At 67.6% G+C, this 25958-nt stretch carries 26 protein-coding genes; all 26 read right to left on the bottom strand.

Annotated elements, in window-relative coordinates; translation table 11 throughout:
* Positions 1-335 precede the first annotated feature (335 nt).
* Entirely contained in the window at positions 336-1157 is an 822-nt protein-coding gene (dapF, locus tag VNF92_06440; GenBank protein HVA57511.1) for a diaminopimelate epimerase, read from the bottom strand.
* A complete protein-coding gene (locus tag VNF92_06435; GenBank protein ID HVA57510.1) occupies positions 1154-1876 on the bottom strand; it encodes a polyprenol monophosphomannose synthase in 723 nt (240 codons plus the stop codon). Before VNF92_06435 ends, dapF begins: the two co-directional genes overlap by 4 nt.
* Positions 1869-4313 (bottom strand): hypothetical protein, encoded by a 2445-nt coding sequence (locus VNF92_06430; GenBank protein HVA57509.1) that lies wholly within the window; start codon positions 4311-4313, stop codon positions 1869-1871. Before VNF92_06430 ends, VNF92_06435 begins: the two co-directional genes overlap by 8 nt.
* The gene (locus tag VNF92_06425) at positions 4297-5262 is read right to left on the bottom strand and encodes a lysylphosphatidylglycerol synthase domain-containing protein (protein ID HVA57508.1); all 966 of its coding nucleotides are present in this window, start codon (positions 5260-5262) and stop codon (positions 4297-4299) included. The genes VNF92_06430 and VNF92_06425 overlap by 17 nt, the downstream gene beginning before the upstream one ends.
* Positions 5252-6415, bottom strand: coding sequence for a glycosyltransferase (locus tag VNF92_06420; protein HVA57507.1), 1164 nt, complete (start codon positions 6413-6415; stop codon positions 5252-5254). The genes VNF92_06425 and VNF92_06420 overlap by 11 nt, the downstream gene beginning before the upstream one ends.
* A gap of 3 nt (positions 6416-6418) precedes the next feature.
* Positions 6419-7387: a glycosyltransferase gene (locus VNF92_06415; protein HVA57506.1), complete on the bottom strand. Its 969-nt coding sequence runs from the start codon at positions 7385-7387 to the stop codon at positions 6419-6421.
* Entirely contained in the window at positions 7384-8874 is a 1491-nt protein-coding gene (gene rpoN, locus VNF92_06410; GenBank protein ID HVA57505.1) for an RNA polymerase factor sigma-54, read from the bottom strand. Before rpoN ends, VNF92_06415 begins: the two co-directional genes overlap by 4 nt.
* Before the next feature lie 13 nt (positions 8875-8887).
* Complete coding sequence (gene lptB / locus VNF92_06405; protein HVA57504.1) at positions 8888-10108, bottom strand: LPS export ABC transporter ATP-binding protein; 1221 nt, start codon at positions 10106-10108, stop codon at positions 8888-8890.
* Positions 10105-11529 carry a hypothetical protein gene (locus tag VNF92_06400; GenBank protein HVA57503.1) on the bottom strand — a complete coding sequence of 475 codons (1425 nt, stop codon included), beginning with the start codon at positions 11527-11529 and terminating at the stop codon, positions 10105-10107. The genes lptB and VNF92_06400 overlap by 4 nt, the downstream gene beginning before the upstream one ends.
* On the bottom strand, positions 11529-12089 hold the full coding sequence (lptC, locus tag VNF92_06395) for an LPS export ABC transporter periplasmic protein LptC (protein ID HVA57502.1): 561 nt from the start codon (positions 12087-12089) through the stop codon (positions 11529-11531). Before lptC ends, VNF92_06400 begins: the two co-directional genes overlap by 1 nt.
* Positions 12086-13051, bottom strand: a complete 966-nt coding sequence (locus VNF92_06390) for a KpsF/GutQ family sugar-phosphate isomerase (GenBank protein HVA57501.1) — start codon at positions 13049-13051, stop codon at positions 12086-12088. The genes lptC and VNF92_06390 overlap by 4 nt, the downstream gene beginning before the upstream one ends.
* Complete coding sequence (locus VNF92_06385) at positions 13048-13611, bottom strand: HAD hydrolase family protein (GenBank protein HVA57500.1); 564 nt, start codon at positions 13609-13611, stop codon at positions 13048-13050. Before VNF92_06385 ends, VNF92_06390 begins: the two co-directional genes overlap by 4 nt.
* A complete protein-coding gene (gene kdsA / locus VNF92_06380) occupies positions 13608-14417 on the bottom strand; it encodes a 3-deoxy-8-phosphooctulonate synthase (protein HVA57499.1) in 810 nt (269 codons plus the stop codon). Before kdsA ends, VNF92_06385 begins: the two co-directional genes overlap by 4 nt.
* A 1-nt stretch (position 14418) precedes the next feature.
* Positions 14419-16089 (bottom strand): CTP synthase, encoded by a 1671-nt coding sequence (locus tag VNF92_06375; GenBank protein ID HVA57498.1) that lies wholly within the window; start codon positions 16087-16089, stop codon positions 14419-14421.
* Positions 16089-16850 carry a 3-deoxy-manno-octulosonate cytidylyltransferase gene (gene kdsB, locus VNF92_06370; GenBank protein ID HVA57497.1) on the bottom strand — a complete coding sequence of 254 codons (762 nt, stop codon included), beginning with the start codon at positions 16848-16850 and terminating at the stop codon, positions 16089-16091. The genes VNF92_06375 and kdsB overlap by 1 nt, the downstream gene beginning before the upstream one ends.
* A 127-nt stretch (positions 16851-16977) precedes the next feature.
* Positions 16978-17562, bottom strand: a complete 585-nt coding sequence (locus tag VNF92_06365; protein ID HVA57496.1) for an aminodeoxychorismate/anthranilate synthase component II — start codon at positions 17560-17562, stop codon at positions 16978-16980.
* A 22-nt stretch (positions 17563-17584) separates the two neighbouring features.
* On the bottom strand, positions 17585-18493 hold the full coding sequence (gene xerD, locus VNF92_06360; GenBank protein ID HVA57495.1) for a site-specific tyrosine recombinase XerD: 909 nt from the start codon (positions 18491-18493) through the stop codon (positions 17585-17587).
* Positions 18490-19098, bottom strand: coding sequence for a DedA family protein (locus VNF92_06355; protein HVA57494.1), 609 nt, complete (start codon positions 19096-19098; stop codon positions 18490-18492). The genes xerD and VNF92_06355 overlap by 4 nt, the downstream gene beginning before the upstream one ends.
* 4 nt (positions 19099-19102) lie before the next feature.
* A complete protein-coding gene (gene ispF / locus VNF92_06350; GenBank protein HVA57493.1) occupies positions 19103-19582 on the bottom strand; it encodes a 2-C-methyl-D-erythritol 2,4-cyclodiphosphate synthase in 480 nt (159 codons plus the stop codon).
* 57 nt (positions 19583-19639) lie between these two features.
* Positions 19640-20674 (bottom strand): cyclic dehypoxanthinyl futalosine synthase, encoded by a 1035-nt coding sequence (mqnC, locus tag VNF92_06345; protein HVA57492.1) that lies wholly within the window; start codon positions 20672-20674, stop codon positions 19640-19642.
* Between the two features lie 11 nt (positions 20675-20685).
* Positions 20686-21543, bottom strand: a complete 858-nt coding sequence (locus VNF92_06340; protein HVA57491.1) for a menaquinone biosynthesis protein — start codon at positions 21541-21543, stop codon at positions 20686-20688.
* Positions 21544-22722: an aminofutalosine synthase MqnE gene (gene mqnE, locus VNF92_06335; GenBank protein HVA57490.1), complete on the bottom strand. Its 1179-nt coding sequence runs from the start codon at positions 22720-22722 to the stop codon at positions 21544-21546.
* 4 nt (positions 22723-22726) lie between these two features.
* Complete coding sequence (gene fabF, locus VNF92_06330; protein ID HVA57489.1) at positions 22727-23974, bottom strand: beta-ketoacyl-ACP synthase II; 1248 nt, start codon at positions 23972-23974, stop codon at positions 22727-22729.
* On the bottom strand, positions 23974-24213 hold the full coding sequence (locus VNF92_06325; protein HVA57488.1) for an acyl carrier protein: 240 nt from the start codon (positions 24211-24213) through the stop codon (positions 23974-23976). Before VNF92_06325 ends, fabF begins: the two co-directional genes overlap by 1 nt.
* Positions 24214-24280: 67 nt before the next feature.
* Entirely contained in the window at positions 24281-25018 is a 738-nt protein-coding gene (gene fabG / locus VNF92_06320) for a 3-oxoacyl-[acyl-carrier-protein] reductase (GenBank protein HVA57487.1), read from the bottom strand.
* A complete protein-coding gene (gene fabD, locus VNF92_06315) occupies positions 25015-25956 on the bottom strand; it encodes an ACP S-malonyltransferase (protein ID HVA57486.1) in 942 nt (313 codons plus the stop codon). Before fabD ends, fabG begins: the two co-directional genes overlap by 4 nt.
* Between the last annotated feature and the right edge of the window lie 2 nt (positions 25957-25958).

Here is a 25958-nt window from a genome sequence, read left to right as displayed (position 1 = left end):
GATTGGGGAGCGCCGACCGCATAGGACGTAGCGGTCGGCGCTTCCGTTTGAGTGGCGCTGGCCTGGGAAGGTGGCGGTTCTGACGCCATCATCGGGTCCAGAGCGCGCCAGACTGTCGCCTAGTTAGTTCGTATAAGATGTATTATGTAAACTATACGTGTGGATAAGAGCCGTGTCTGTGTGCATTTCCATAAGGCCGTCTTGCATATAATCCACTGCACATAATCGACTTAGGCGATTTGATGTCATCTGGATTGTGAAGAGAGGCAGGATTCCAACGCCAGTCTGACCAGATCGATCGACCGCCGGTTGTGGTGTAGCGCGCCGAAACGGCGTTAGATCTCGGCCAGGAATCCGCGGTAGACGACGCGCGCTTCGCCGGATAAGGTGGGCTTGATCCGTTGGTCCTGGGTTCGGATTCCGACGGCTAGTTCCTGGCCAGATCTGGTGACAATCGTGCCGCCCGCAGGCGCCAGGCCCCATTGGTTCAGGGCCACGGCGCTGGCCACTGCCCCGGTGCCGCAGGCCAGGGTCTCGCCCTCCACTCCGCGTTCGTAGGTCCGCATGTACCATCGGTCGTCGGGGCCGCGGGCGATGAAGTCTACGTTGGTACCTTCGGCAAAGGCCGGGTCGAACCGCAGGGGGCGGCCACGGCCGACCACGTCCACCGCCTCGAGGTCATCGCACAGGAGAACGAGGTGAGGGATGCCGACTTTGGCAAACGCGGCCCGGCGTTCGCCCGGACGGAGTATGGTTCCCGGGTCCATGGACAGATCCTGGACAACGGGCATATCCACCGTCGGCCCCCTGGCGTGGACGACGGCTCCCAGGACGCCCGAGGCGGACTCGATGGCGAAGGCCTGCCCTACCGCCGCGCCTCCGAGTTCGACGAACAGCCGGGCCGCGCAGAGGGTGGCGTTGCCGCAGAGGGCGGCCACGGAGCCGTCGCTGTTTAGGTAGCGCATGCGCAGCGAGGCGCTGGTGGTGGGCTCGAGGAAGACGATGCCGTCGGCCCCGACCCCCGTGCCGCGGGCGCAGATGGCCTGGATGGTGGCCGTCTCGCCTAGGCGGCCGGGCGGGTCGGTGCGGGCGTCCACGAACACGAAGTCGTTGCCCGACCCGCTCATCTTGTAGAACTCGCGACCGGCCGGGATCACAGGCGGCGGAATATGGACTTGATGCGCAGCCACCAGACCATCCAGACGGCCTCGCGGACGATAGCCTTGGACATCTTGCTGGTGCCCTCGGTGCGGTCCACGAACACGATGGGGATCTCGGCGATGCGGAAGCCCTTCTTCCAGGCTTTGAAGCTCATCTCGATCTGGAAGGCGTATCCATTGGAATGGACGCGTTCGAGGTCGATCGCTTCGAGGACGGCCCTGCGAAAGCACTTGAAGCCGCCCGTGGAGTCCCACACCGGCAGCCCGGTGACGGACCGAGCGTAGACGTTGGCGAAGTAGCTGAGCAGCAGGCGCGAGATGGGCCAGTTGACCACGCTCACCCGGCCCTGGAGGTAGCGGGAGCCGAGGACCAGGTCGGCGTTCTGGATGGCCACGAGGAACTGCGGAAGGTGGGCCGGATCGTGGGAGAAGTCGGCGTCCATCTCGAACACGTAATTGAAGTCCTGCGTGAGGGCCCACGTGAAGCCAGCCAGGTACGCCGTACCGAGGCCGAGCTTCTTGGCCCGTTCGAGGATGTGGACGCGGGGGTTCCGGGCGATGATGCCTTTGACGATGTCGGCGGTTCCGTCGGGCGATCCGTCGTCCACGATGAGGAGTTCGAGCCGGGAGTCCTGCCCCAGCACGGCATCGACGATGCGCGCGATGTTCTCGCGCTCATTGTAGGTCGGGATGACGACGAGCGCGCGCTCAGCCACGCATCCTCCGGTCGGCGGCCACGCCTCCGGCGGTGAGGAGGAGCACGAGGGCGAGCGCGACGAGGGTGACCTTCTTGCCGGTTTCGAAGGCGGCGTCGTCGAAGTTCAATTCGACGTGCCGGGCGCCGGCGGGGAGCGCGATGCCGATCAGGGAGTAGTCGGCGCGTCCGATGGCGGCCACGGGCTTGCCGTCCACCGTGGCGCGCCAGCCGGGGTAGTAATTCTCCGACACGACGAGGGCCGAGCCCTGCGGGGCCGGCGCGCTGAGGTCGAGCACGACGTGGCCGGGCGCGTAGGTGGACACGGAAGTGGTGATGGGCAGCGGTGCCGGTACGGCGGTGAGTTTCACGGCGGTGACGTTGGCGGCGGTGTCGAACACGGCGACGGTGGCCGGGTTGAACTTGGGGTTGAGCACCGTGGGCAGCGTTTGCTGTTCGGTGGCTTTGACGATGGCCGGCGCGACCCACGCGTACGGGTCGTCCATCGAGGGCTTGAGGAGAAATACCATCGAGCCGGCCGAGTTGCGCACCGGCCCGACGAGGCGGGTGAACGTGATGTCGGGGCGCTTGGCCTGCGTGGCGTAGAGGGTGTCGAGCTGCGGGGCGTCGATGTTCGAGTAGATGTACTGCACATTGGTCAGACGCCAGAATTCCGGGGCCACGGTATTGTTGTACCGCATGCCGACCTTGTCGCCGAGCTGCTCGTAGTCGCCGAGTTCGTTGCCGTGATAGCCGGTGATCGACCGGATGTGGTCCACCATGAATCCGTCCCCGTAGAAGTACGGGTCCCGGTAACTCGCGATGCCGTCCGTTCCCACGTCGAGTGGGGCGATGCGGCCCGGTTGGGGTTGGCGCTGCACGTACGCGATCGCGGAATCGGTCGCGAAGAGCTGTGACGCCGGCGGCGAGAACATCCAGTAGTTGTGGTCGATGCTCAGTAGATCAACTGCACTGAGGACGACGATCGAGATGGCAGCCGCGCGAAGCGAGATCCGCTCGCGCCGCACGGCGAACAGCAATCCGCACGTGACCCCGACGACGAGAAACGAACGCCACGCCCCCAGAATGAGTGCGCCATTGTTGGCCTGCACGCGCTCGTAGAGCTGCGTGCCGGCGAAGCTGGCCGCGATAGTCTGCGCCACGTTGGTGAGCATGCCGCCGCTGGCCAGGAGCGCGATCAGCGTTCCGAAAATGACCCAGCCGGTGATGTACCGCATGCCGACGCGCCGCGCGAGTGCGCGCTCGATCCCCACCGTGGCCAGCATGACCATCGCGAAGCTGGTCATGAAGAAGATGATGCTCGGCGCGCGGAAGAACTTGCTGCCTGGCACGGTCGCATACACCAAGTGGTAGAAGGGGGTGTATCCCCCCATGGCCCAGAGCGCGCTCACCACCACGGTCGAAAGCCAGAAGGCGCGGAACCCGCGCCGCGCGGTGGCGCCGAACGCCGCGCCCGCGAGGATCAGGATGCTGACGCCGAGGTACTCGCTGTGGAGGTGGATCTGGTTGCGGCCCCAGTAGTGGTCGAGCATCCCGGTGAATTGCGGGAGGTACGTGTTGAAGAATTCCTCGATCGGCATCGAGAATTGCGTGGCGAAGTCATAGCCGCCGCGCCCGCCGGCGCGCGGCGACCAGGGCACGTATTCCTTGACCGGCAGGAACTGCACGGCGCCGACGACGAGGCCCAGCACCACGGCGCCCAGCGCATACGCCAGCCGCCGGAGGGCCACGTCGCGCGGCAGGCGTCCCCTGCCCTCGTGGTCGCTGAACGCCACGAACAGCGCGAATGCTCCCGAGCCGAGCAGCATGTACTGGAGCATCTGCGGGTGCGGACTCAGCACCGCCAGCCCGATCACCGCGGCGAGACCGCCCCACGCCCATTGGCGCCCGTCGCGGATGCCCAGCAGCAGCATCCAGAGGGCGAGCGGCAGGAGCGCGCTCACGAACAGCTTGCCGTCGTGCCCGGGCGACGCGAGCGACGCCACCTGGCCGGCCAGCATGTAGCCGACCCCGCCGAACAGCGACGGGAAGAAGCCGAAGCCCCAGGCGCGCAGGAAGCCGTAGGTGAAGCATCCGGCGAGGAAGAGATGGATGATGAAGCCCCAACTCATGGCGAGGTCGGTCGGCATGAGCATCCGCAGCAGGAACGTCGGGTAGAAGATGTCGCCGTGCATGGCGGCGACGTAGGGCAGTCCACCCATGATGTACGGGTTCCAGAGCGGGAACCCATGCCCTGTCCGCAGGGACTGGGCCCCGAACAATCGGAAGGCGTACCCGGCGATATACTGATCGCTGTTGGGGTTGACCAGGAATTGGCCGCTGAACACCGGGTACGCGAGCACGAGCGTGCACAGCGCGTAGGTGAGCGCGGCCCATCCGGCTGCGAAACGCGGCGCCGGAAGCACGGGCGCCGCGAGCGTCTCATCGCGACGAAGCATTCGATTTCTTGGACAGAGAAGCGCGGCGACGCCACGCGTCGACCGCAAGAAACAGCACACCGGGCACGACTTCCAGGACCGACGTCCAGAGTCGCGACGACACCGCGATCACGAGCGCCTGCGGCGGCGTCATGAGCTTGAACGCCGGCAGCGCCGCGGCCATGGTGCCGTCGCGAACGCCGAGCCCCGCCGGGAGGAACACCCAGATGTACCCGAGCACGTACGCCGCACTGTAAACTGCGACGTAGCTCGAGAGCGCGCCAGCCGCGTGGCCCAGCACGCCGGCGACGAGCAGATAGAGCGCGAGCCCATACAGCACCCAGGCGATGAGGTTGCCGACGATCGCGTAGGCGATCACACGTGGCGGCACGGTGGCGTCCGGAATCTCCCGGCCCGTAGCACGCCGCAGCAGCGCCAGTACCCTCGGCATGGCCGCGGGCAGCATCACGAGCCCCACGACGGCGACCACGGTGAGCGCCAGCGCCACCCGGCTGGTGCCGGGGTGCAGCGCGTCGAGGGCCACCGAACCCGCGCCGAGTGCGATGGCGAATCCGGTGGTGATGTTCACGATCGTGCTGAGAATCGACGACCCGGTGGCGGCCACCGGCGAAACCCCCTCGCGCTGCGCCATGACGCCCATGGCTCCGATCTGCCAGACCCATCCCGGCACGTACCGGTATAGATTGGTCACGCTCCAGATGTGGGCCGCGCGCCAGAACCGGAGCTGCCCGCCCCACTCGACCAGCATGATCCGCCACGTCTGGATGAGGACCGCGTACGCTCCCACGATGGCGGCGCCCGACGCGAGCACGAGGCCCCACCGCGGGTGGACGTCCAACGGCTGCGTGGCGTACGCGTGCCAGTTTCGCGAAAGGGCCCAGGCCACGTAGCCCACCACGGCCACCGAGAGCGCGGCGCTGACCGCGCGGAACCAGATCTTACGGGCCACGCGTCACCCTTCGGTACAAATCGGCGTATTGGGCAGCCACGGCTCGCGGCGAGAACCGCCCGATCATGATCTCCCGGGCCTGGAGGCCCATCCCCCGGGCCTGCTCGGGCGCCAGGGCCATGCGGTCGAGGGCCGCGGCCAGGGCGCGCGGGTTCCGCTCGCGGACCAAGGATCCGGTGCGTCCCTCGACGACAACGTCGGGCAGTCCCCCGGAGTCGAAGGCGACGACGGGCGTGCCGCAGAGCATGGCCTCGACGGCAACGAGGCCGAGCCCCTCGTCATGCGAGGGCACGACGAGGGTGAGTGCCGCGCGGTAGAACCGAACGATCTCGGCCTGGGGGAGCGCGCCATGCCACGTGATCGACTCCGATACGCCGAGCTCCGAGGCCAGCTTCTCGAGGTGGGGCCGGATGGGCCCGTCGCCCACCACGTCGAGCATGACGCGGTGCCGCATGAGCGCCAGCGCTTCGATGAGGAGGTCGACTCCCTTCTGCGCCATGATCCGCCCCACGTACAGCAGGCGGCTGCCGGCGGCGGGATGCGGCGCGGGCGTGAACAGCTCGGTGGCCACCGGCATGGGGGCGACGATGGGTTCCACCGCCGGCGCGAGGGACTGCACCTCGCGCGCCAACCAGTGCGACACGGTCGTGACCGCGGACGAGTTGCGCATGACGAAGCCGAACATGCCGCGCGAGGCGCGCACGGCGCGGGCCATGCGCACGTCGGTTCCGTGCATGGTCGTGACGAGGGGCCGGTGGGCGCGCGAGGCGGCCCACGCAGCGGAGATGCCCGACGGAAACCACCAATGAGCGTGCACCACATCGGGATGGTCGGTGCGGCAGTGCGCGGCGGCGGCCCTGGCGCCGGCGGCGATCATGCCGGCCAGCCCGGCCTTGGCGGTGAGGGAGCCGCTCACCTGCTCGGCCATGGTGCCCGTGTAGGCGAGCGTCTCCCATCGCCGTGGGGCGTAGCGGTACCGGAACACCCGGACGCCGTCCATCGTGGCCGTGCTGGCGAGTCCACGCGCCGCCGGCGCGAGCACGCGGACCTCCACGTTCTCGTCGCGCATGGCGGCAGCGAGGCGGAGGATGAAGCTGCCCGCCAGGTCTCCTTCGGCTCGAGGAAACGAATGGGTGATCCAGAGGGCGCGCACGTGTTACCGTGGCGCCCCGGCGTCGCGCTCGGCGGCCATCTCTTCGAGACGTCGGCGCAGTTCGCGCACTTCGGCGCGCTGGCCGGCAATCTGTTCGCCGAGCAGTCCGGTGGCAAAGAAGACGCTGCCGAGGATGAGGCAGGTCTGGATGACGGTCCACACCGAGCGCACGCCCTCGCCCTTGACGAGGAGCCAGCCGAGGGCCGTGAGTCCGGCGATCACGCCGACGCCGAACAGGGCGGCGCCGAGCATGCCGAAGGCGAGGAGCGGCTTCTTGCCGAACCGCAGCTCGAACCACACGGAGAGCATGTCGAGCACGCCCACGGGAATGCGAGAGAGCCCGAATTTCGATTTGCCGGCGTGCCGGGGATATACCGGGATCGGGATCTCGGTGACCGTGTATCCCTGAGCGGCGGCAAGGACGATCATGTAGCGGTGCCAGTCAGGGCGAATGGGCAGTTGGTCCATGATCTCGCGCCGGTAGGCCTTGACCGAATTGAGATCCTTGACGGGAATGTCGAACAGCAGCCGGCTGAGGCCGTTGTAGATGCCGGAGACGAACGCCTTCTCGTACTTGCCCTGCTTGAAGCCGGTGACCATGTCGGCGTCGCCCGCGAGGATGGGCGCGACGAGCCGCGGGATATCTTCGGGTTTGAACTGCAGGTCGGCGGGATAGAACACGAGCACGTCGCCGCGGGCGTTGAGGTAGCCGGTGCGGAGCGCGTCGGCGATGCCGCGTTGCGTGCGGTGGCGGACGGTGCGGAGGAACGGGTAGCGGGCCTGGAGTTCCTGGAGGACGGCCCACGTGCGGTCGGTGCTGCCGTCGTCGATCACGAGGACCTCGAACCGGGGGCCGGCCGTGCGGAACACGGCGTCGGCCTGCTCCATGAACAGCGGCAGGTTGTCGGCCTCGTCCTTGGCCGGCACGAGCACCGAGACGTCCACGGCCGGGGTGGCTGGCGGGAGCGTCATACGCGTTTTCTCATGCGCGCGGACAGCACGCCGAGCTGGTCGCGGTACTTGGCCACGGTACGGCGGGCGATCTGGACGCCCTGGCGGGTGAGGATGTCCACGATTTCCTGGTCGGTGAGCGGGTGGCGGGCGTCTTCGTCCTTGATCAGTTTCTCGATCTGGGCCCGGATGCCACGCGCCGACACGTCGTCGCCGCCGGTGGTGGTGAGGCCCGACGAGAAGAAGAACTTGAGGGGGAGCACCCCGCGCGGCGTCTGCACCCACTTTTCGTTGGTGACGCGGCTGATCGTGGACTCGTGCATGCCGATCGCTTCGGCCACTTCGCGCAGGGTCAACGGCCGGAGGGACTGAACCCCCTTCTCGAAGAATTCGCGCTGCCGGTCGACGATGTAGGTCATGACCTTGAGCATCGTCTGGCGGCGCTGCTCGATGGCCTGGATCATCCACGTGGCCGAATTGAGCTTGCTGGAGATGAAGTCCTTGTTCTCGCCCTGGAACTTGTTCTTGTCGCGGGCAATCGCCTGATAGGCCGGGCTGAGGCGCAGGCGCGGGAGGTTGGAGTCGTTGAGGGTGATGCGGTACGTGGCGTCGATCTTCTCGACGATCAGGTCGGCAATGATGTAATTCTCTTCGGCAGCGCCGAACCGCAGGCCCGGCTTGGGATCGAGCTTCTGGATCTCGTCGGCGGCGGTCTGCACCTCCTGGGCCGAGACGGCGTAGCGGCGGGCCAGTTCTGGCCAGCGATGCGCGATGAGGTCGTCGAAGGCGTCGTGCACGAGGCGAAAGGCGAGGCTGTCGTCGCGGCCCTGGTCGCGGAGCTGGAGGAGCAGGCACTCGCGGAGGTCGCGGGCGCCGACGCCCGGCGGGTCGAGCCGCTGGATGATGTCGAGCGTGGCCTCGCCCTCTTCGAGCGTGAACAGGGGCACGGCCTCGGGGTCGCGGTCCTGTTCGACGGCGGCGGCCTCGATCGCGTCGTTGACCCCCTGGATGACGTCGTCCACCGGGCAGGTGAGGTAGCCATCGTCGGCGATGTCGCCCACGAATTCGGCGGCGAGCACTTCCTGGCGGGAATTCAGGTCGAGGAGGGAGATCTGCTCGATGAGGAAATCAGAAAGTCCTCCGCGAGCGATGGTCACCGGCTCGCGGTGCTCGTGGATCTCGGATTCGACCGGAGCGCCTCCGGGGTCGAATCCGTCGAGGAGGATCTCCTCCCAATCGATCGCGTCGTCTTTGGCGGCGTCGTGCTCGGCCGTGTCGTCCTCGGCGCCGGCGTCGAGCGCCGGCGGTTCCTCTCCGGGCTCGACCTCGTCGTTCTCCTCGTCCTCGGGCTCGACGAGGTCGAGAAACGGGTTGTTGAGCAGTTCCTGCTTGAGGTGCTGCTGCAGGTCCAGCAACGGCATGTACAGCAGGTCCATCGCCTGGTAGAGGCGCGGATTGATCTTCAGTTCCTGCCGGAGATGCGTGCTCTGGTGAAGACCTGCTTTCATTCGGGGAGGCGGCTCAAACGCCGGCGGAGGCGAAGCGCGATCGGAGGCGCGCCGTAAGGGTGGGACCCAGGTAGATATCGGCCACGGTATCGTCGAACACCAACTCCCGGACCGAGCCCGATACCTTCACCTGTCCATCGAACATGATGTACGCGCGGTCGACGATGTCCAGGGTCTGCTCCACATTGTGGTCCGAGATGAGGACCCCGATGTTGCGGTTCCGGAGGCGGGCGACGATGGTCTGGATGTCGTGGACGGCGATTGGATCGACGCCCGCGAACGGCTCGTCGAGCATCATGAACTTGGGTTCGGTCACCAGGGCGCGGGTGATTTCCAGCCGGCGGCGCTCGCCGCCGGACAGGGCGTAGGCCTTCTGCTTTCGCAGGTGCTTGATCCCCAGTTCATCGAGCAGGGTCTCGAGCCGCCGCTCGCGGTCGGCGGTGGAGATGGAGAGCGTCTGGAGGATCGCCAGGATGTTGTCCTCCACCGACAGCTTGCGAAAGATGGACGGCTCCTGCGACAGGTAGCCGATGCCCAAGCGCGCGCGCTTGTACATGGGCATGTTGGTGATGTCGGCGCCGTCGAACAGGATGCGTCCCGAGAGGGGCTGGATGAGGCCGACGATCATGTAGAAGGTGGTGGTCTTCCCCGCCCCGTTGGGGCCGAGCAGCCCGACGATCTCGCCCTGCTGCAGGTGCACCGCGACGTCGTTCACGACGCGGCGGCGGCGGTACACCTTGACCAGTCCCTCGGCGGCGAGTCGACTCCCCCCGGGCACGACGTGCTCACCGACGGGGATCGCGACATTGTCGCCGGTCGCGGCTGGCTGCTCGCCCGTCTGTCGCATGGCGGCGGTGAGTTCAGCGCGGCTGGCGACGATGTCGTGCCAGACGGCGTCGGTGAATCGCAGCGTCGCGTCGGGGTCGATCAGCCCTTCGGGCGGGAGGCGGACGATCCCTTCTCCGCTCAGACGGGGAAAGAGGGAGTGGGCCAGATATTCGCGCACCTCGTCGAGGCTCAGGCGACCGGCTTCGCGATCGGCGTCGCGGCCCGCGGCGCGGAGCGCAGCCAGGTGGTCGTCGCGGTACGCCATCGCGACGCGGTCGAAGACGGCGGCACCGCGATCGTCGGCTGCGCTGAGCAATGCGTGGACGGCGAGCGCGGTGGAGCGGTCTCCGTGCGCGAGGCGCTCGACGAGCGCGGCGATGGTGTCGGGGGTGGCGGAGTCGCTCATCGGCGGTGATCGGGAATGGGAGCGGCGAGCGCACGGCCGCCCCCGCGTTTGGCGGCGGGTTTCGGCGTCTCGCCGCCTGGCTTCTTGGCGGGCGGCTTCTTGATGGGCGGCTTGCCGCACATGGTGGTGTTGAGCGTATCGGCAGCATCCGGTTCGGCGAGGATGCCCTGTGTCTGGCCGCTGACGTCCACCGTCTTGACGCCCTTGGCGCCGAACGTGACGGTGATGCGCTGTCCCTTGGAGTAGTTGATGGCGGGCGTGCAGATCGTCGTATCGCGCGGCGGCATGTTGTAGTACGCCGACGCGCTATCGATGGCCACGAGGCGCCGGATGGCGGGTGAGTGCGTGGTGTCCTTGGGCGGGAGGGAATCGAAGTAGGCGATGATCGTGTCGCCCTTCATCCAGTCCATCTCCTTGGTGCGGAACTTCACGGTGTCCGGCTTGCTCTCCGCATACGCCGTTCCCACGGCGTGGATCTCCCGCACCTGCTGGCCGGGCATGACGACGTTGATGGAGTCGGCGCGCAGGCTGTCGACGGGGCTCTTGGCGCTGGCCCGCCCCGGGCCCCAGGCCACGGCCCGCTGCAGCACGTCATCGGTGACGCGGAGATCGATGGTGTCGGCGTGGAGGACGATGTCCTTACTCGTGGCCACGCCTTTCCCCCGGGCGATGACGCGGTAGAGCTTGCGGTTCCGCGAGTAGAGATCGATGAGCAGCCCGACGAGGGTGAACGGGTTGGTCCCGCTCCGGCCTTCGATCTTCGGATCGCGCATGAGGTGCATGATCTCCTTCTGGCCGTCCAGGAACATCGAGTCGCCACTGGCGGTGAACTCCTGGCGCGTGATCACGACGTGGCCGCCGGCGTAGACGAGGCTGTCGCCATTCATGAACACGTTGTTGGCCACGACCTGCATGGGCGGCTGCGGGCGGCCCAAGGAATCCTGCTGGACGAGCGTGATGGTCGGGCGTTGGTCGGCGCTCAGTTGCGCCAGGGGGCGCCGTTTGGGGATCGGCCGCAGGTAGGTCGCCACCGGTCCCCGGAGCCGGGACCCGTTGGGCATGGTGGCGTCGACGTTTCCGGTGGCGACGATCCGCTCCTCGGTCATGTAGTAGTTGAGAAAATCGGAATGAAGGTTGAACCGCGGTTCCCGGTAGTACACGTGGCCGACGAAGTAGAAACGCTCTTCGTCACCGTACTGCTCCATGCTGTCGGCGCGGAGCGTGATCTGCTTGGCCGGACAGTGCACGACCACGCCGCCGCCCATGTACGTGTTGTACTTGCCGCTGGGCTGCTTATCCATGACTTGGCGCGTATTCGCCGTGTTCACGGCATTGCACCGGGTACCGCCGGTATTCTGTGCGGCGGCAGCGGCCGGGAACAGGAGGGCGGCCGCGACCAGGGCGAACCGAACGGCGGGCATCAATGGTCGGGGAAGCTGGTGACGGTGCCCGACTGGGTCGCGGCGCGGAGGATGCGGATGTGGTTGAGATTGGGGTCGGTGACGAGACCGATCCCGCGCTGCACCCGGTCGGCCTGGGTGAGGACGAAGGACGTATCGCTGGTGATGACGTCGGTCGCCTGGTTGTAGCGCAGCTGAGGCGTGTCGAGCTGCTTCCCGTCGGTGCTGGTGATGACGACGTGGCCCCACCCTTCGAGCACCTGCGTGCGCATGTCGTAGCGCCCGCTGTCGGCGCGCATGGTGCCACTGGGTTTGCCGGTCGTATCGCGGAAGTTGACCTTGACGTTCCGGAAGTCGAATTGGGTCTGATCGTGGAACACGAACGCCGTGTCGGCGGTCATGGTGCCGCGCGCGACGCCTTCGTTGGTAAGCACGCCCGAGACGCCGAACAGGACCTGTTCGGCGCTGTCGACGAGCGAGGGGGTGTGGGTGAGGGGAGGCGCGGCGGGGCGGGCGCAGCCCGCGGCGGCGACCACCGCGGTCGCGGCCGCGATGAGGACGAGGGCGGAGGCGCGCTTCACCGGACCCGGGCCCGCATGAGGTCGTGCAGATGGACGACGCCCACCACCCGGCGGTCGTCGTCGACGACCGGCATGGCCATGATGCCGTGCTGCTCCATGCGAAATACCACAGCGCTGGCGAGTTCATCGGCATGCGCCGTCTTCGGCGCGCGGGTGAGCACACGGTCGATCGGCAGCGCGAGGATGTCGGTTTCTCGCTCCATCATTCGCGTCAGGTCCCCCGCCGTCATGAGTCCTTCCAGTTGGTCGCGGTCGTCCAGCCGCAGCGCGATGCCGCGCCGCTCGGCCAGCATCACGATGGCCTGCCGCATCGTATCACCATTCCGTAATATCGGAAGGTCGTCCCGCAGCATCACATCCTGCACCCGCGTGAGCAGCTTGCGCCCCAGCGGGCCGCCGGGATGGAGCCGCGCGAAGTCCTCCCGGCGGAATCCCTTGACGTCGAGCAGCGCCACGGCGAGCGCGTCGCCGAGCGCCAACGCCACCGTGGTGCTGGTGGTCGGCGCCAGATCGTGCGGGCACGCTTCCTCCTTTACCCAGCCATCGAGCCAGAGGTCCGAGAGGGTGGCCAACGTGGACGTGCCATCGGCGGTGATGGCGATCAGCCCCACGCCGAGTCCCTTGAGGTGCTCGAGCAGGCCGAGCAGTTCGTCGGACTCGCCGCTTTTGGAAATCAGTATGGCCACGTCGTCGGCGCCGACGATGCCGAGGTCGCCATGGACGCTGTCCACCGGATGGAGGAAGCTGGCCGGCGTGCCGGTCGAGGTGAGCGTGGCGGCGATCTTGCGTCCGATGAGTCCGGACTTCCCGACGCCGGCCACGATCACGCGGCCACGGGAACCGGCGATGAGTGCCACGGCGCCGGCGAAGGTGTCGCCCAGCCGGGACTCGGCAACCGCCAGAGCCTCCGATTCGAGGCGCAGGACGCGCCGCCCCATGGCGACGATCTCGTCGCGCGTCATGGGACCTCGGCTCCCTGCGTCGAGCGCTCTTCGACGTAGGTGCCCCACAATGCGTCCCATTCGCCGCGCGCGCGGAGCAGCACCTCGGCGAATTCGCGCACGGCGCCGTGGCCGCCGCGGCAGGCGAGGACGAAGGCGGCCTCGCGCTTCACCTCCGGCACCGCATTGCCGACGGCCACGGCGAGGCCCACCGTACGCATCGCGGCCAGGTCGGGAAAGTCGTCACCCACGAACGCCACGTCGGCGGGCGCGACCGCGCGCCGCTGGAGGATCGTGGTGAGCGCGGGGAGCTTGTGCGCGTCGACCACTTGGGCCACGTCATCGATCTCCATCTCGGCGGCGCGCAGGCGCACGCTCTCCGACACGCGGCCGGTGACGATGACCACGTGCAGGCCGGCCCGGCGCATGAGGTGGATGCCGAGTCCGTCCTGGATGTCGTAGCGCTTGAACTCCAGGGGCTGTCCCTGCACCGCGCCGAGGTAGATGCCGCCGTCGGTGAGCACGCCGTCGACGTCGAGGGCGACGAGCTTGATGCGGCGCGCGAGGGCACGGTCGATCATGCGCGGACCAGCGCCCAGAGCGCCACGGCGCGCTCGACGAGGGCGTCGAGCTGCTCGAGGGGCATCATGTTGGGGCCGTCGCTTGGGGCGTGATCGGGATCGGGGTGGGTTTCCATGAACATCCCGTTGGCGCCGGCCGCGACGGCGGCGAGGGCGAGGGGCGGCACGAATTCGCGGGCGCCGCCGCTGGCGCCTCCCTCCCCACGGCCCGGCTGCTGCACGCTGTGGGTGGCGTCGAAGATCGTGGGCGCATCGCAGGCTTCGCGCATGCGCTTGAAGTCGCGCATGTCTACCACGAGGTCGCCGTATCCGAAAAAGGTGCCGCGCTCGGTGACCGCGACCTCAGGCACCGGGGTGCTCGCGCCGCGGACCTTGTCCACGGCGCCGCGCATCCCCTCGGGATGCATCCACTGGCCCTTCTTGATGTTCACGGGCTTGCCGGTAGCACCAGCGGCCACGAGCAAGTCGGTCTGGCGGCAGAGGAATGCGGGGATCTGCAGCACGTCGGCCACCTGGGCGGCGGCGCCGCACTGCTCCGGCAGGTGGACGTCGGTGAGGATACGCAGCCCGGTGGCGCGGCGCACGCGGTCGAGGGCCGCCAGGCCCTCGTCGAGCCCGGGGCCGCGATGCGCCGCGGCGTTGGACCGGTTGGCCTTGTCGAATGAGGCCTTGTAGATGATGCCGCCCGGCACGCGTTCGGCGAGCGCCGCGAGGTGGTCGGCGACGCGCAGGTTGAGCGCGTCGTCCTCGAGCACGCAGGGACCGGCGATGAGAAAGAACGCGTCGGCGGGGAATGCTCGCGTCACGTCAGTCCGTCGCCTCGACGAGCCTGCCGTGCTCGGTGTTCTGGGCGCCGCCATGTTTGGCGCGGTACGCGGCCGCGATGAATCCGGCGAACAACGGATGCGGACGCATGGGCCGCGACTTGAGCTCCGGATGGAACTGGCAGCCGACGAACCACGGGTGCGACGGCAACTCCACGATCTCGACGAGTTGGCCGTCGGGGCTGAGCCCCGAGAGCCGGAGGCCCTTCTGCGTGAACAGGTCGCGGTACGCGTTCGCGACTTCGTAGCGGTGCCGGTGCCGTTCGCTCACCTCGGCTACGCCATAGATCTCGGCCGTCCTGGAACCGCGCGTGAGCCGGCAGGGATAGGCGCCGAGGCGCATCGTACCGCCCATGTCGGTGAGGTGCTGCTGCGATTCCATGAGCGCGATCACGGGGTTGTCGCACTGCGGGGCGAACTCGGACGAATGGCTGTCGTCCAACGCGCACACGTTGCGCGCGAACTCGATGATCGCCACCTGCATGCCCAGGCAGATGCCGAAGAACGGGAGTCCGGACTCGCGGGCGTACCGAATGGCCTCGACCATGCCCTCGACGCCGCGCACCCCGAACCCGCCCGGCACGAGCACCCCGTCGTAGCCGTGGAGCAGTTCGGCGGCGCGTTCCTGCGACGTGAAGGCATCGCTGGAGACCCAGTGGATGTCCACGCCGACGTCGTTGGCGATGCCGCCGTGAATGAGCGCTTCCTGCACGCTCTTGTAGCTGTCCACGAACTCGGTGTACTTGCCGACGACGGCGATGCGCACGCGCTCGCGCGGCGCGAGGATGCGCTCGACCATGCCGCGCCACGCCGAGAGGTCGGGCTCGGGGCGCTCGATGCCGAGCTTCTGCAGGACCATCTCGTCGAAGCCCTGATCGTGAAAAGAGAGTGGAATCTGGTAGATCGTGCGCACGTCGGGACTCTCGATCACACAGCCGAACTCGACGTTGCAGAACAGCGCGATCTTGCGTTTGAGTTCGTCGGAGATGGGGCGCTCGGTGCGGACGATGAGCAGATCCGGCTGGATCCCGATCTCCATCAGCTCGCGCACCGAGTGCTGCGTGGGCTTGGTCTTGAGTTCGCCGGCGGCCGCGATGTAGGGAATGAGCGTGAGGTGGACGAAGATGGCGTTCTCGCGCCCCACATCGTGCCGGAACTGGCGGATGGCCTCGAGGAAGGGCAGCGACTCGATATCGCCCACCGTACCGCCGATCTCGACGATGACCACGTCGTTGTCGGGGGCGATGCGCCGCATCGCGGCCTTGATCTCATCGGTGATGTGCGGAATGACCTGCACCGTGGAGCCGAGATACTCCCCGCGGCGTTCCTTGGTGATCACGTTGAGATAGATGCGTCCGGTGGTGACGTTATTTGCCTGCGAGAGGGCGCGATCGATGAACCGCTCGTAATGGCCGAGGTCGAGGTCCGTCTCGGCGCCGTCGTCGGTGACGAACACCTCGCCATGCTGGAACGGCGACATCGTGCCGGGGTCGACGTTGATATAGGGATCGAACTTCATCATCGACACGCGCAGGCCGCGTTCCACGAGCAACCGGCCGAGCGACGCGGCCGCGATGCCCTTGCCCAACGACGATACGACTCCGCCCGTGACGAAGATGAACTTCGTGGTGTGCTGGGTCGCGATTGCTGGCATCAGGTCGTCCCCGGGTGTGTGTTCGTCCACTCGACGTTCGCTCTCGTCAGGTCGTCTTCCGTATCGATACCGCTCGATGCCGCATCGGCGATGCGTGCCACCCCCATGGCCAGCCCCGCAGCCAGAGGCCGCAACTGCTCCAGACGTTCGACACGCTCCAACGGGTGCGGCGGCAGGGCCACCCATCGCGCCAACGCATCGCGAGAGTAGGCGTAGACGCCGACGTGCCGCCAGATCCGATCGCGGAGCAGCGCGGCATCGCTGCGGTCGCGAAGGAAGGGAATGGCCGCACGTGAAAAATACATGGCCCGCCCGTCGTCGGCCGCGACGACTTTGACCACATTCGGATCCTGGAGAACCTCGAGGCCCGCCATGGCCGCCGCCGTCCCCAGCGGGAATCCGTGCACCTCCACCATGTCCACCGCGCCGTTCAGGGCCTCCACGGCCACGAACGGCTCATCTCCTTGTACGTTGAGCACGGTGTCGTAGGCGGCGAATTCCGCCCGCGCCGCCACCTCGGCCACCCGGTCGGTGCCCGACAGGTGGTCGGGCGAAGTCATCACGGCGTCACCGCCGTGCCGCTGAACGGCCTGGGCCACCTCGTCGCTGTCGGTGGCGACCACGCACCGCTCGGCCAATCCCGTGTCGCGCACGCGCTCCCAGACGCGGACCACGAGGGGGAGACCGGCGAGGAGGCGGAGGGGTTTGCGGGGGAGGCGCGTCGCGCCCAGACGAGCTGGGATGACGGCAAGCGTCCTCATGGGCGGCGCAAGACCGCGCGATCAGCCGCAAGATTCACGCCAGCTAAGATATCGATTCGCCCGACGCAACGCAAATGTGGGCCGGACCGCCACTTTGGACGATCCGCGGGCCCGGTCGCGCTCCGTTCTACACGCGACCGATGGCCAGCTCGAGGAAGTTGCGCAGGATCGCCTTGCCCTGCTCCGTCTTGATCGATTCCGGGTGGAACTGGACCCCGAATACGGGGTGCTCGCGGTGGCGCATCCCCTGGATCTCGGTCGGGTCGCTGGCCGATCGGGCCACAACTTCGAGGGACGCCGGGAGCGACGCCGACTCGACGACCAACGAGTGGTAGCGCATGACCTCGAACGGACTGGGCAGTCCGACGAACACTCCCGTGCCGGTATGAATCACCTGCGATGTCTTTCCGTGCATGACGTGGCTGGCCCGCACCACGCGCCCCCCATACGCCTCGCCGATCGCCTGATGGCCCAGGCAGACGCCGAGCATCGGAATCGACGATCCCCAGCGGCGGACGGTGTCCACCGTGATGCCGGCCTGCGCGGGGGCGCAGGGTCCGGGCGACAGGACGATGGCCGTGGGCGCCAGCGTGCCCACCTCGTCCACCGTGATCGCGTCGTTGCGGCGGACCACGAGGTCGGCGCCCAGCTCGCCCAGATACTGGACGAGGTTGTAGGTGAACGAGTCGTAGTTGTCGATGACGAGAATCATGGGCGCAGCGGTGAGAGCGAGATCATGCCCGGGGATGATACTGCCGGTGCACGCTCCGCAGGTACTCCCGGTCGACGTGCGTATAGATCTGTGTGGTGGAGATATCGGAATGGCCGAGCATTTCCTGGACGGCGCGCAGGTCGGCCCCCCCTTCCAGCAGGTGCGTGGCGAACGAGTGACGCAGCGTGTGGGGCGACACGTGTTTCTCTATGCCCGCCCGCTCGACGTATTTCCGGAGAATCTTCCAGGCACCCATGCGGGTGAGCGGTTCGCCGCGCGCGTTCAGAAAAAGCGCTCCTTTGCCGGCGCCGCGCTCCAACTTGGGCCGTAGCTCGCGGAGGTAGATCGCGAGCGTGGCGATCGCGTTCCGGCCCAGGGGCACGAGGCGCTCCTTGTTCCCCTTGCCCAGGACGCGCACCACTCCCTGGTCGAACAGCAGATCCTTGATCCCGATCGTGATCCACTCCGAAACACGCAGCCCCGCCCCGTACGCGAGTTCGAGCATCGCGCGGTCGCGGAAGTAGAGCGGATCGTCCATCGTCGGAGCGGCGAGCAGGCTGGCGACGTCCGCCACGGTGAGCACGTCGGGAAGCGTGCGCCACTTCTTGGGTGTCTCCAGCCGCTCGCTGGGGTCCTGGAGCAGCAGCCCGTCGGCGAGCAGGAACCGGAAGTAGGTGCGAACGCCGGACACACCGCGGCGGATGGATGCGGGCGCGAGCCCGAGGTCCTTGAGGTGGTACATGAACTCGCGGAGCAACTTGGGGGTGACATCGGCCGGCTGTTTGGCCCCGCTGGCAGTGGCGAATTCGGCCATTCGGCCCACATCACGGGCGTACGCCTCCTGCGTGCGTGGCGAGGCCCCCTGCTCCAGCGACAGATAGTCGGTGAACCGCTCCAGCAAGAACGCTCGAGCGATGCCCTCGTCCGTCACTGCTTCCTCCACCGCAGGTACCACATGGTGGCCAGTCCGAGCGCGAGCACGGCCGCGATGGCGGCCACGGTCCTGCCCTCGCGCGACAGGGCGCGGGCCACGGTTGGCCAGTCGGCGCCGAGCGTGAATCCGACGTAGCTCACCGTGCCGTACCAGATGGCGGACGCGAGGCCGATGAGCAGCGCCGCAGTGAGCGGCGGAACGCGAAGCGCGCCCGCGAATGGAGGCACGAGGGCGCGCACCCCCGGTATGAACCGCCCGAGAAAGAGCGCCGCCAGCCCGTACCGCCCGTAATAGGCATCGAGCTGCGCGTCGACTTCCGCCGCCCGGTTGCCGAACATCCGCCGCTCGAGCCGGTCGGCTCCGTACCGCCGGCCCACGGCGTACGTGGCCATAGCGCCCGCGAGATTCCCGGCGAGGACGGCGGCAAAGGCGGCGAACGCGGTGCCCTGACCTCGGGCAGCGAGAAAACTGCCTATTGCGACCACCGAATCGGCGGGGAGCGGTGGAAAGACGTTCTCAGCGGCGGCAAAGGCGGCGAGCACGACGTACAACGTCCCGAGGGGCAATGCCCCGAGCCAATCGAGCACCGTCGAGGGGTTCACGGCCTCAGGCCGCGCGGACGATGCTTGCGGTCGCGATGCAGGCGAGCCCCTCGCCGCGGCCGATCCAGCCCATCCCCTCGTTGGACTTGCCCTTGACGCTGACGTCGGCGAGGGTGACGCCGAGCGCGTCGGCCAGGCAGGTGCGCATGGCGTCGCGGTGCGGGCCTACCCGCGGATATTCCGCGACGACGACGACGTCGACCTGTTGGACGCGCCAGCCAGCCTGGTGTATACGGTCGACGGCGATGCGAAGCATCTCGATCGAGTCACGGTTCTCGTTGGCCGGATCGTGATCGGGAAAGAGGTGCCCGATGTCGCCGAGCGAGGCGGCGCCGAGCACGGCGTCGGTCACGGCGTGGGCCACGGCGTCGCCATCGGAGTGGCCGGCGAGGCGCACGTCGCTCTCGATCGTGACCCCGCCGAGGACCATCGGTCCCGGGGGGGCGAAGCGGTGCGAATCGTATCCGATGCCGGTGCGGGTCATGCGGCGACCACGGAGCGGGAGCGGCGGCCGGCCGGCCGCGGGGTGCGGCCGCGCCGGCTACGCCGCGGCATCCGCACGCAGGGGGATGATCGAGTAGTCCTGGCGCCGTCGTGCGGGAGTGAAGCCGGCGTCACGGATCAGCCGTTCCATTTCGTCGGTGGTCGTCCGGAAGGTGGTATTGGCTGCCGAGACGACGTTCTCCTCGATCATGAGCGATCCGAAATCATTGCAGCCGAACCGGAGGGCGATCTGGCCGACCTTCATTCCCATCGTGACCCAACTGGCCTGCAGGTTGGGCACGTTGTCGAGCACAACGCGCGCCATGGCTACCGTGCGCAGGTAGTCCACGGCGTCCGTTTTGGGCATGTGGGACATCTGGGGCGTGTTCTCCGGCTGGAGCGGCCAGCAAATGAACGCCGTGAAGCCGTGGGTGCGCGACTGCACGTCGCGCACGCGTTCCAGGTGCTCGATGCGCTCGGCCAGGGTCTCGCCGATGCCGTACATCATGGTGACCGAGGTTCTCATCCCCGCCTCGTGGGCCATCTCCATGATTTCGAGCCAGCGGTCGGCGCCGGCCTTCTTGCGGGCCACCTGGTCGCGCACCCGTTGGACGAGGATCTCGCCGCCGCCGCCGGGGATGGAGTCGAGTCCCGCCTTCATCAGTTCGCGGATCACGTCGCGCGCGTCGAGCCGGAACAGCTTGGCGAAGAAATCCACCTCACTCGGGCTGAAGCCGTGGATGTGGATGGGGTGATTCCGCTTGATGTAGCGCAGCAGGTCGAGGTACCACTCGAACGGGATGTACGGGTTGTGCCCGCCCTGCATGAGGATCTGCACCGCGCCGAGGGCTTTGGCCTCCTCGATCTTGGCGCCGATCTGCTCGTACGACAGCGTCCATCCTTCGGCGTGCTTGGGGCGGCGGTAGAACGCGCAGAACCCGCAGTCGGCCACGCACACGTTGGTGTAATTGATATTGCGGTCGACGATGAAGGTGACGATGTCGTCGGGATGTTGCTGGCGCCGCACGCGATCGGCTTCGGCGCCGAGTTCGAGCAGCGGGGCATTGGTATAGAAGTCCAGAAGATCGCGCATAGCGGTACCGTCTAGGCCGCGGGGAGGAAACGGAGCGAGCCATCGGGGACGCGGCCCGCCGCCACCAGCCGGCGGAAGAATTCCGTGAGGCCGGCCAGGTGGCTGTACGACAGCCGGTAGTCGAGGCCGGAGAGGTATTCGAGGCACACCGAACGCGCCACCCCGGTGGCGAGCGAGGCCTGGGCGGCGAGCGTATCGAGGTGGGCCAGCCCCCAGTCGCGTGAGGTGATGAGGCGGCCGTGCGCGGCCAGCGCCTGTTGCACATCGGCAGTGCGTTGCGCCACCCACACGGCAAACACGAACGGGAGGCCGGTCCACCGCTTCCATTCGGCGCCCAGGTCGTAGGCGTGCTGGTAGTCGCTGGGCCGGGCGAGCGGCGCGTCGCCGGGCGCGTGGAGCCTGGTATGGAGCAGGAGCGCGGCGTCGCCGATCACGAGTCGCGCCTCGTGCGGGTCGCGCTCGAATGACTCGACGTCGGACATCTCGGCGTCGGCGGGTACGAACTGGGGGGTGGCGTGCCACACGTGCTCGAACAGCAGTTCGAGGAGCGCAACGCTGGTCATGGAACTGCGGCTCACGAGCACGCGTTGCCCGGAGAGTGCCTCGGCCGGCCGCTTGGAGAACATGACGACGCTGCGCACCGGACCGTCGCTCGTGATGCCAAGATCGGGGAGCAGCAGGTAGCGTGATGCGTCGGCGGCGTATTCCACCGCCGAGATCACGCTCACGTCGAGCGTTCCGTCGCGCATGCCACGATTGAGCACCGTGGGGACGCCGTCCACCAATTCGCCGTCCAGGGGGACGATGCCGCGATCGATCGCCCCGTAGACCGGGTAGCAGTTGATGTAGGGAATGCGGCCGATGCGCATCTACGCCGCCTGGTGGGCCGAGGGGACGCGGTCGTCGTCGAAGGTGCGCACCACATTGTAGAGCGAGTCCCGCTCCACCGGCACTTTGCCGGCGCCTCGAATGAGGCGCAGCAGACCCTCGAGGGGCATGGCCTGCGCCGTATGGGCGCCTGCCTCGTGGTAGACCTTTTCGCGGACCATCGTTCCTTCCATGTCGTTCACGCCAAAGGCGAGCGCGGTCTGGGAAAGGAATGGGGTGACCATCACCCAGTGCGTCTTGATATGCGGGATGTTGTCGAGGAACAGGCGGCCGACGGCGAGGTTGCGGAGGTCGTCGAACCCCGACGTCGCGGTGCCTTGGCGGTGGAGCGTCTCGCCCAGTTCGTTGTTGTCCGGGTGGTAGGCGAGGGGGATGTAGGCCAGAAACCCGCCGGTCTCACTCTGCAGTTCACGCAGCATGGACAGGTGGTGGATCCGGTCCTCGAGCGTTTCGACGTGGCCGTAGAGCATCGTGCAGTTGGTGCGGATGCCGAGTTGGTGCGCCTCGCGGTGCACGCCGATCCATTCCTCGCCGGCCAGCTTCTTGTCGGCGATCGTCGCTCGCACGCCGGGGCTGAACACTTCGGCGCCGCCGCCCGGCATGGTGTCGAGGCCGGCCTCGCGCAGGGCGATGAGCACGTCTTGCACCGACATCTTCTCGATGCGCGCGATGTGGGCGATCTCCACGGCGGTGAGCGCCTTGATGTGCACGTGCGGGTGGCGCGCCTTGAGGGCGCGGAACATGTCGGCGTAGTACGCGAGGCCCGCCTGCATGTCGAGGCCGCCCACGATGTGGAACTCTCGCGTGAGCGTGCTGTTGGCGTCGTCCGACTCGGCCAGCACCTGCTCCAGCGTGTAGCGGTACGCGCCGTCCTCCTTGGGAAGCCGGGCGTAGGAGCAGAACACGCACGTCTTGCGGAGGATGCAGACGTTGGTGGGGTTGATGTGCTGGTTGGCGGCGAACATCACGCGGTCGCCGTGGAGCGCGCGATTACGTGCGTCAGCGAGGGTTCCGAGCCCGAGGAGATCGGGCGTGCGGAAAAGGGTCAGCCCGTCGTTCGGGGTGAGCCGCGCGCCCTGCTCCACCTTATCGGCAATGGGCAGCAGCGCGCGATCGGTGATGCGGTGGCGATCGATGACGAGGTCGGAGTCGGCTGGCACGGGCTCATTCCTCCCAATTGCGAACGGCGAGCGTGACGTTGTGGCCGCCGAATCCGAAGTTGTTACTGAGGGCCGCGGTCATCGGACGCTTCACCGCTGTGTTGGGCGTGATGTTGAGCCTGATGTCCGGGTCGGGCGTTTGATAATTGATCGTCGGCGGCACGATGCCGTCGCGCACGGCGAGGGTGGTGATGATGAACTCCACGGCGCCGGCCGCGCCGAGCATGTGCCCGGTGGCTGACTTCGTGGAGCTGACGTTGAGCCCGGCCGCATGCGAGCCGAAGACCTTCTCGATGGCCGACGTCTCGGCGATGTCGCCGGCTGGGGTGGAGGTGCCGTGCGCGTTGATGTATTGGATGTCGGCGGTGGTGAGGCCGGCATCGGCGAGGGCGCGTCGCATGGCCCGTTGCGCTCCTTCGCCGTCGGGCGCGGGCGCCGTGAGGTGGTGGGCGTCGGCGGTGGCGCCGTAGCCGACGATCTCACCGTAGATCCTGGCGCCGCGGCGCCGGGCGTGCTCCAGCTCCTCCAGGACGACGATGCCGCATCCCTCACCCATCACGAATCCGTCGCGCGTGAGGTCGAACGGGCGCGACGCCGTGGCCGGGGAATCATTGCGTTCGGAAAGCGCCTTCATGTTGGCGAATCCGCCGATCGCCATCGGGGTCACCGTGGCCTCGGTGCCGCCGCTCAGCATCACATCGGCGTCGCCGTACTGGATGGTCCGATAGGCTTCGCCGATCGCGTGCGCACCGGTGGAGCACGCGCTCACCGTGGCGTAGTTCGGGCCGCGGGCCTTGAAGCGCATGGACACCAAGCCCGCAGCGATGTCGGCGATGAACATCGGAATGAAGAACGGGCTGATCTTGCTCGCGCCCCGCTCCCGGTACTGGTCGTGCTGTTCCTCGAAGCTCTTGAGGCCGCCGATGCCACTCCCGAGGATCACGCCGGTGCGCTCGGAGAGTTCACCGCTCAACACGTCTCCCAGCCCCGCGTCGGTCATCGCCTGGAAGGCGCTGGCGATGGCGTACTGCGAGTACTGATCGGAGCGTTTGGCTTCCTTGCGGTCCATGTACGTCAGCGGATCGAACCCCTTCACCTCGCATGCGAAACGCACGGGAAAGGTGGAGGCGTCGAACTTCGTGATCGGGGCCGCGCCCGACAGGCCGTCCACGAGCCCCCGCCACGTCGTCGCCACGTCATTGCCGACGGGCGTGATCGCCCCGATGCCGGTGACGACGACCCGACGCTTCATCAGCCGCCAACCTTCTGGTTCAGGTACGCGACCGCATCACCCACGGTGCGCAGCTTCTCGGCGTCCTCGTCGGGGATGTCGATGTTGAACTCCTTCTCGAATTCCATCACGAGTTCGACGATGTCGAGGCTGTCGGCGCCGAGGTCCTCGATGAAACTCGCCTCGTTGGTGAGTTTCTCGCGCTCCACGCCAAGCTCCTTCTCGATGATGTCGCGGACCTTCTGTGCATTGTCAGCCATGGGACGTGGCTCTCCGGAAAGGGTGGTCAATCAGAGTAATCTAGCAGCGACGAATCACACCTGTGAGTCACATGACCATGCCGCCGTCCACCACGACAACCTGCCCCGTGATGTACGACGCGTGGTCCGACGCCAGGAACGCCACCACGCCCGCAATATCCTCGGGCGTGCCCAGTCGTTCCAACGGAATCTGCTGCGCGAGCGCGCTGCGGGCTTCGGGGGTCATCGCCGCGGTCATGTCGGTCAGGATGAAGCCCGGCGCGACCACATTGGCCAGCACGTTGCGCGAGGCCAGCTCCTTGGCCACCGACTTGGTGAGCCCGACCAGCCCCGCCTTGCTGGCCGCGTAATTCGCCTGCCCCTTGTTCCCCACGAGGCCCACGATGCTGGAGATGTTGATGATCCGCCCCCAGCGGCGCTTCATCATGCCCCGCGCCGCGGCCCGCATGCTCGCGAACGCCCCCCGCAGATTGGCGTCCAGCACCGCGTCCCAGTCATCGTCCTTGAGGCGGAAGAGCACGTTGTCCCGCGTGATGCCAGCGTTGTTGACCAGGATGTCGAGCCCGCCGAATGCCTCCTCGGCTGCGGCCACCAGAGCCGCAACCGACGCGGTGTCGCCCACGTCGCAAGCGAATCCGCGCGCATTGGGCGAGATGGCAGCGGCGGCCTCATGGGCCCGCGCCGGGTCGCGCCCAACGACGCCGACCCGCGCGCCGCAGCCGGCCAGCGCATCGGCGATCGCCCGCCCGATACCGCGGGTGCTTCCCGTGACCAGGGCCGACTTTCCCGTGAGGTCGATGTTCATGCGGCCGCGATCTCCATGAGCTTGTCGATGTCGGCGGGGCCGCCGCAACTCATCGTCCGGAGTTGCGGCGCGATCTTCTTGAGCAGCCCCACGAGCACCGTGCCGGGGCCCATTTCCACGTACGTCGAGTCGGGGTGCGCAGCCGCCATGGTAGAAATCTCGTCGGTCCACCGCACGGGGTTCGTGAGTTGCCTGGCCAGCAGCGCGCGCGCTCGTCCCGCGGAAATACCGGCGTCGGCCGTGACATTGGAGTACACCGGAAAGCGTGCCTCCGTAAAGCACGACTTGTCAATGGCTTGGGAAAAGCCATCTAAAGCTGTTTCCATGAGGGGCGAATGAAAGGCGCCACTCACGTTGAGTTTGATGGCGCGCTTCGCTCCCAACTCCCTAGCCAATGCCATCGCGCGGTCCACGCCGGCCGGTTCGCCGCTGATCACGACCTGCTCGCGCGAGTTATAGTTGGCCGGCACGACGAGTCCCGCCTCGCGGGTGGCCTGCGCGCAAATGGCCGCGATCGGCTCGAGGGTCTCGCCGAGGATCGCCGCCATGGCGCCGGGACGGGCGATGCCGCTTTCATACATGAGTTCGCCGCGGCGCCGGACGAGGCGGGCGGCGGCGCCGAGCGTCAGCGCGTCGGCGGCGTGGTAGGCCGTGAACTCGCCCAGCGAGTGTCCCGCGGCGGCGTCCACGCGGCCCTCCAGCGCCTCGCGGGCTACGGCCCACACTGCGGCGCCGTGCGCGAGCAGCGCCGGCTGAGCGTTGAGGGTGAGGGTCAACTCGTCGGCCGGCCCGTTGAAGCAGAGTGCACTGATGCGCGCGCCGAGTGCGTCGTCCACGGCCGCGAACGCGCTCCGGGCCGCCGGGAATGCGGCCGCCAGATCCTTGCCCATTCCAGGGATCTGCGAGCCCTGCCCTGGAAAGATCAGGACGAAGCGCATGC

Source organism: Gemmatimonadaceae bacterium, from assembly GCA_035533015.1.
Classification (GTDB): domain Bacteria; phylum Gemmatimonadota; class Gemmatimonadetes; order Gemmatimonadales; family Gemmatimonadaceae; genus JAGWRI01.
Note: the sequence above shows the minus strand (reverse complement) of the source record. Positions and strands in the feature narration are given on the sequence as shown.

Coding starts and splice junctions, on each gene's coding strand:
- kdsB (HVA57497.1), bottom strand. CDS start 16,850: ATGAGGACGCTTGCCGTCATCCCAGCTCGTCTGGGCGCGACGCGCCTC.
- VNF92_06340 (HVA57491.1), bottom strand. CDS start 21,543: ATGCGCATCGGCCGCATTCCCTACATCAACTGCTACCCGGTCTACGGG.
- ispF (HVA57493.1), bottom strand. CDS start 19,582: ATGACCCGCACCGGCATCGGATACGATTCGCACCGCTTCGCCCCCCCG.
- mqnC (HVA57492.1), bottom strand. CDS start 20,674: ATGCGCGATCTTCTGGACTTCTATACCAATGCCCCGCTGCTCGAACTC.
- VNF92_06325 (HVA57488.1), bottom strand. CDS start 24,213: ATGGCTGACAATGCACAGAAGGTCCGCGACATCATCGAGAAGGAGCTT.
- fabG (HVA57487.1), bottom strand. CDS start 25,018: ATGAACATCGACCTCACGGGAAAGTCGGCCCTGGTCACGGGAAGCACC.
- lptB (HVA57504.1), bottom strand. CDS start 10,108: ATGAGCGACTCCGCCACCCCCGACACCATCGCCGCGCTCGTCGAGCGC.
- VNF92_06415 (HVA57506.1), bottom strand. CDS start 7,387: ATGACGCTCCCGCCAGCCACCCCGGCCGTGGACGTCTCGGTGCTCGTG.
- VNF92_06430 (HVA57509.1), bottom strand. CDS start 4,313: ATGCTTCGTCGCGATGAGACGCTCGCGGCGCCCGTGCTTCCGGCGCCG.
- VNF92_06375 (HVA57498.1), bottom strand. CDS start 16,089: ATGCCAGCAATCGCGACCCAGCACACCACGAAGTTCATCTTCGTCACG.
- VNF92_06385 (HVA57500.1), bottom strand. CDS start 13,611: ATGATCGACCGTGCCCTCGCGCGCCGCATCAAGCTCGTCGCCCTCGAC.
- VNF92_06400 (HVA57503.1), bottom strand. CDS start 11,529: ATGCCCGCCGTTCGGTTCGCCCTGGTCGCGGCCGCCCTCCTGTTCCCG.
- VNF92_06365 (HVA57496.1), bottom strand. CDS start 17,562: ATGATTCTCGTCATCGACAACTACGACTCGTTCACCTACAACCTCGTC.
- rpoN (HVA57505.1), bottom strand. CDS start 8,874: ATGAAAGCAGGTCTTCACCAGAGCACGCATCTCCGGCAGGAACTGAAG.
- fabD (HVA57486.1), bottom strand. CDS start 25,956: ATGCGCTTCGTCCTGATCTTTCCAGGGCAGGGCTCGCAGATCCCTGGA.
- fabF (HVA57489.1), bottom strand. CDS start 23,974: ATGAAGCGTCGGGTCGTCGTCACCGGCATCGGGGCGATCACGCCCGTC.
- VNF92_06390 (HVA57501.1), bottom strand. CDS start 13,051: ATGACGCGCGACGAGATCGTCGCCATGGGGCGGCGCGTCCTGCGCCTC.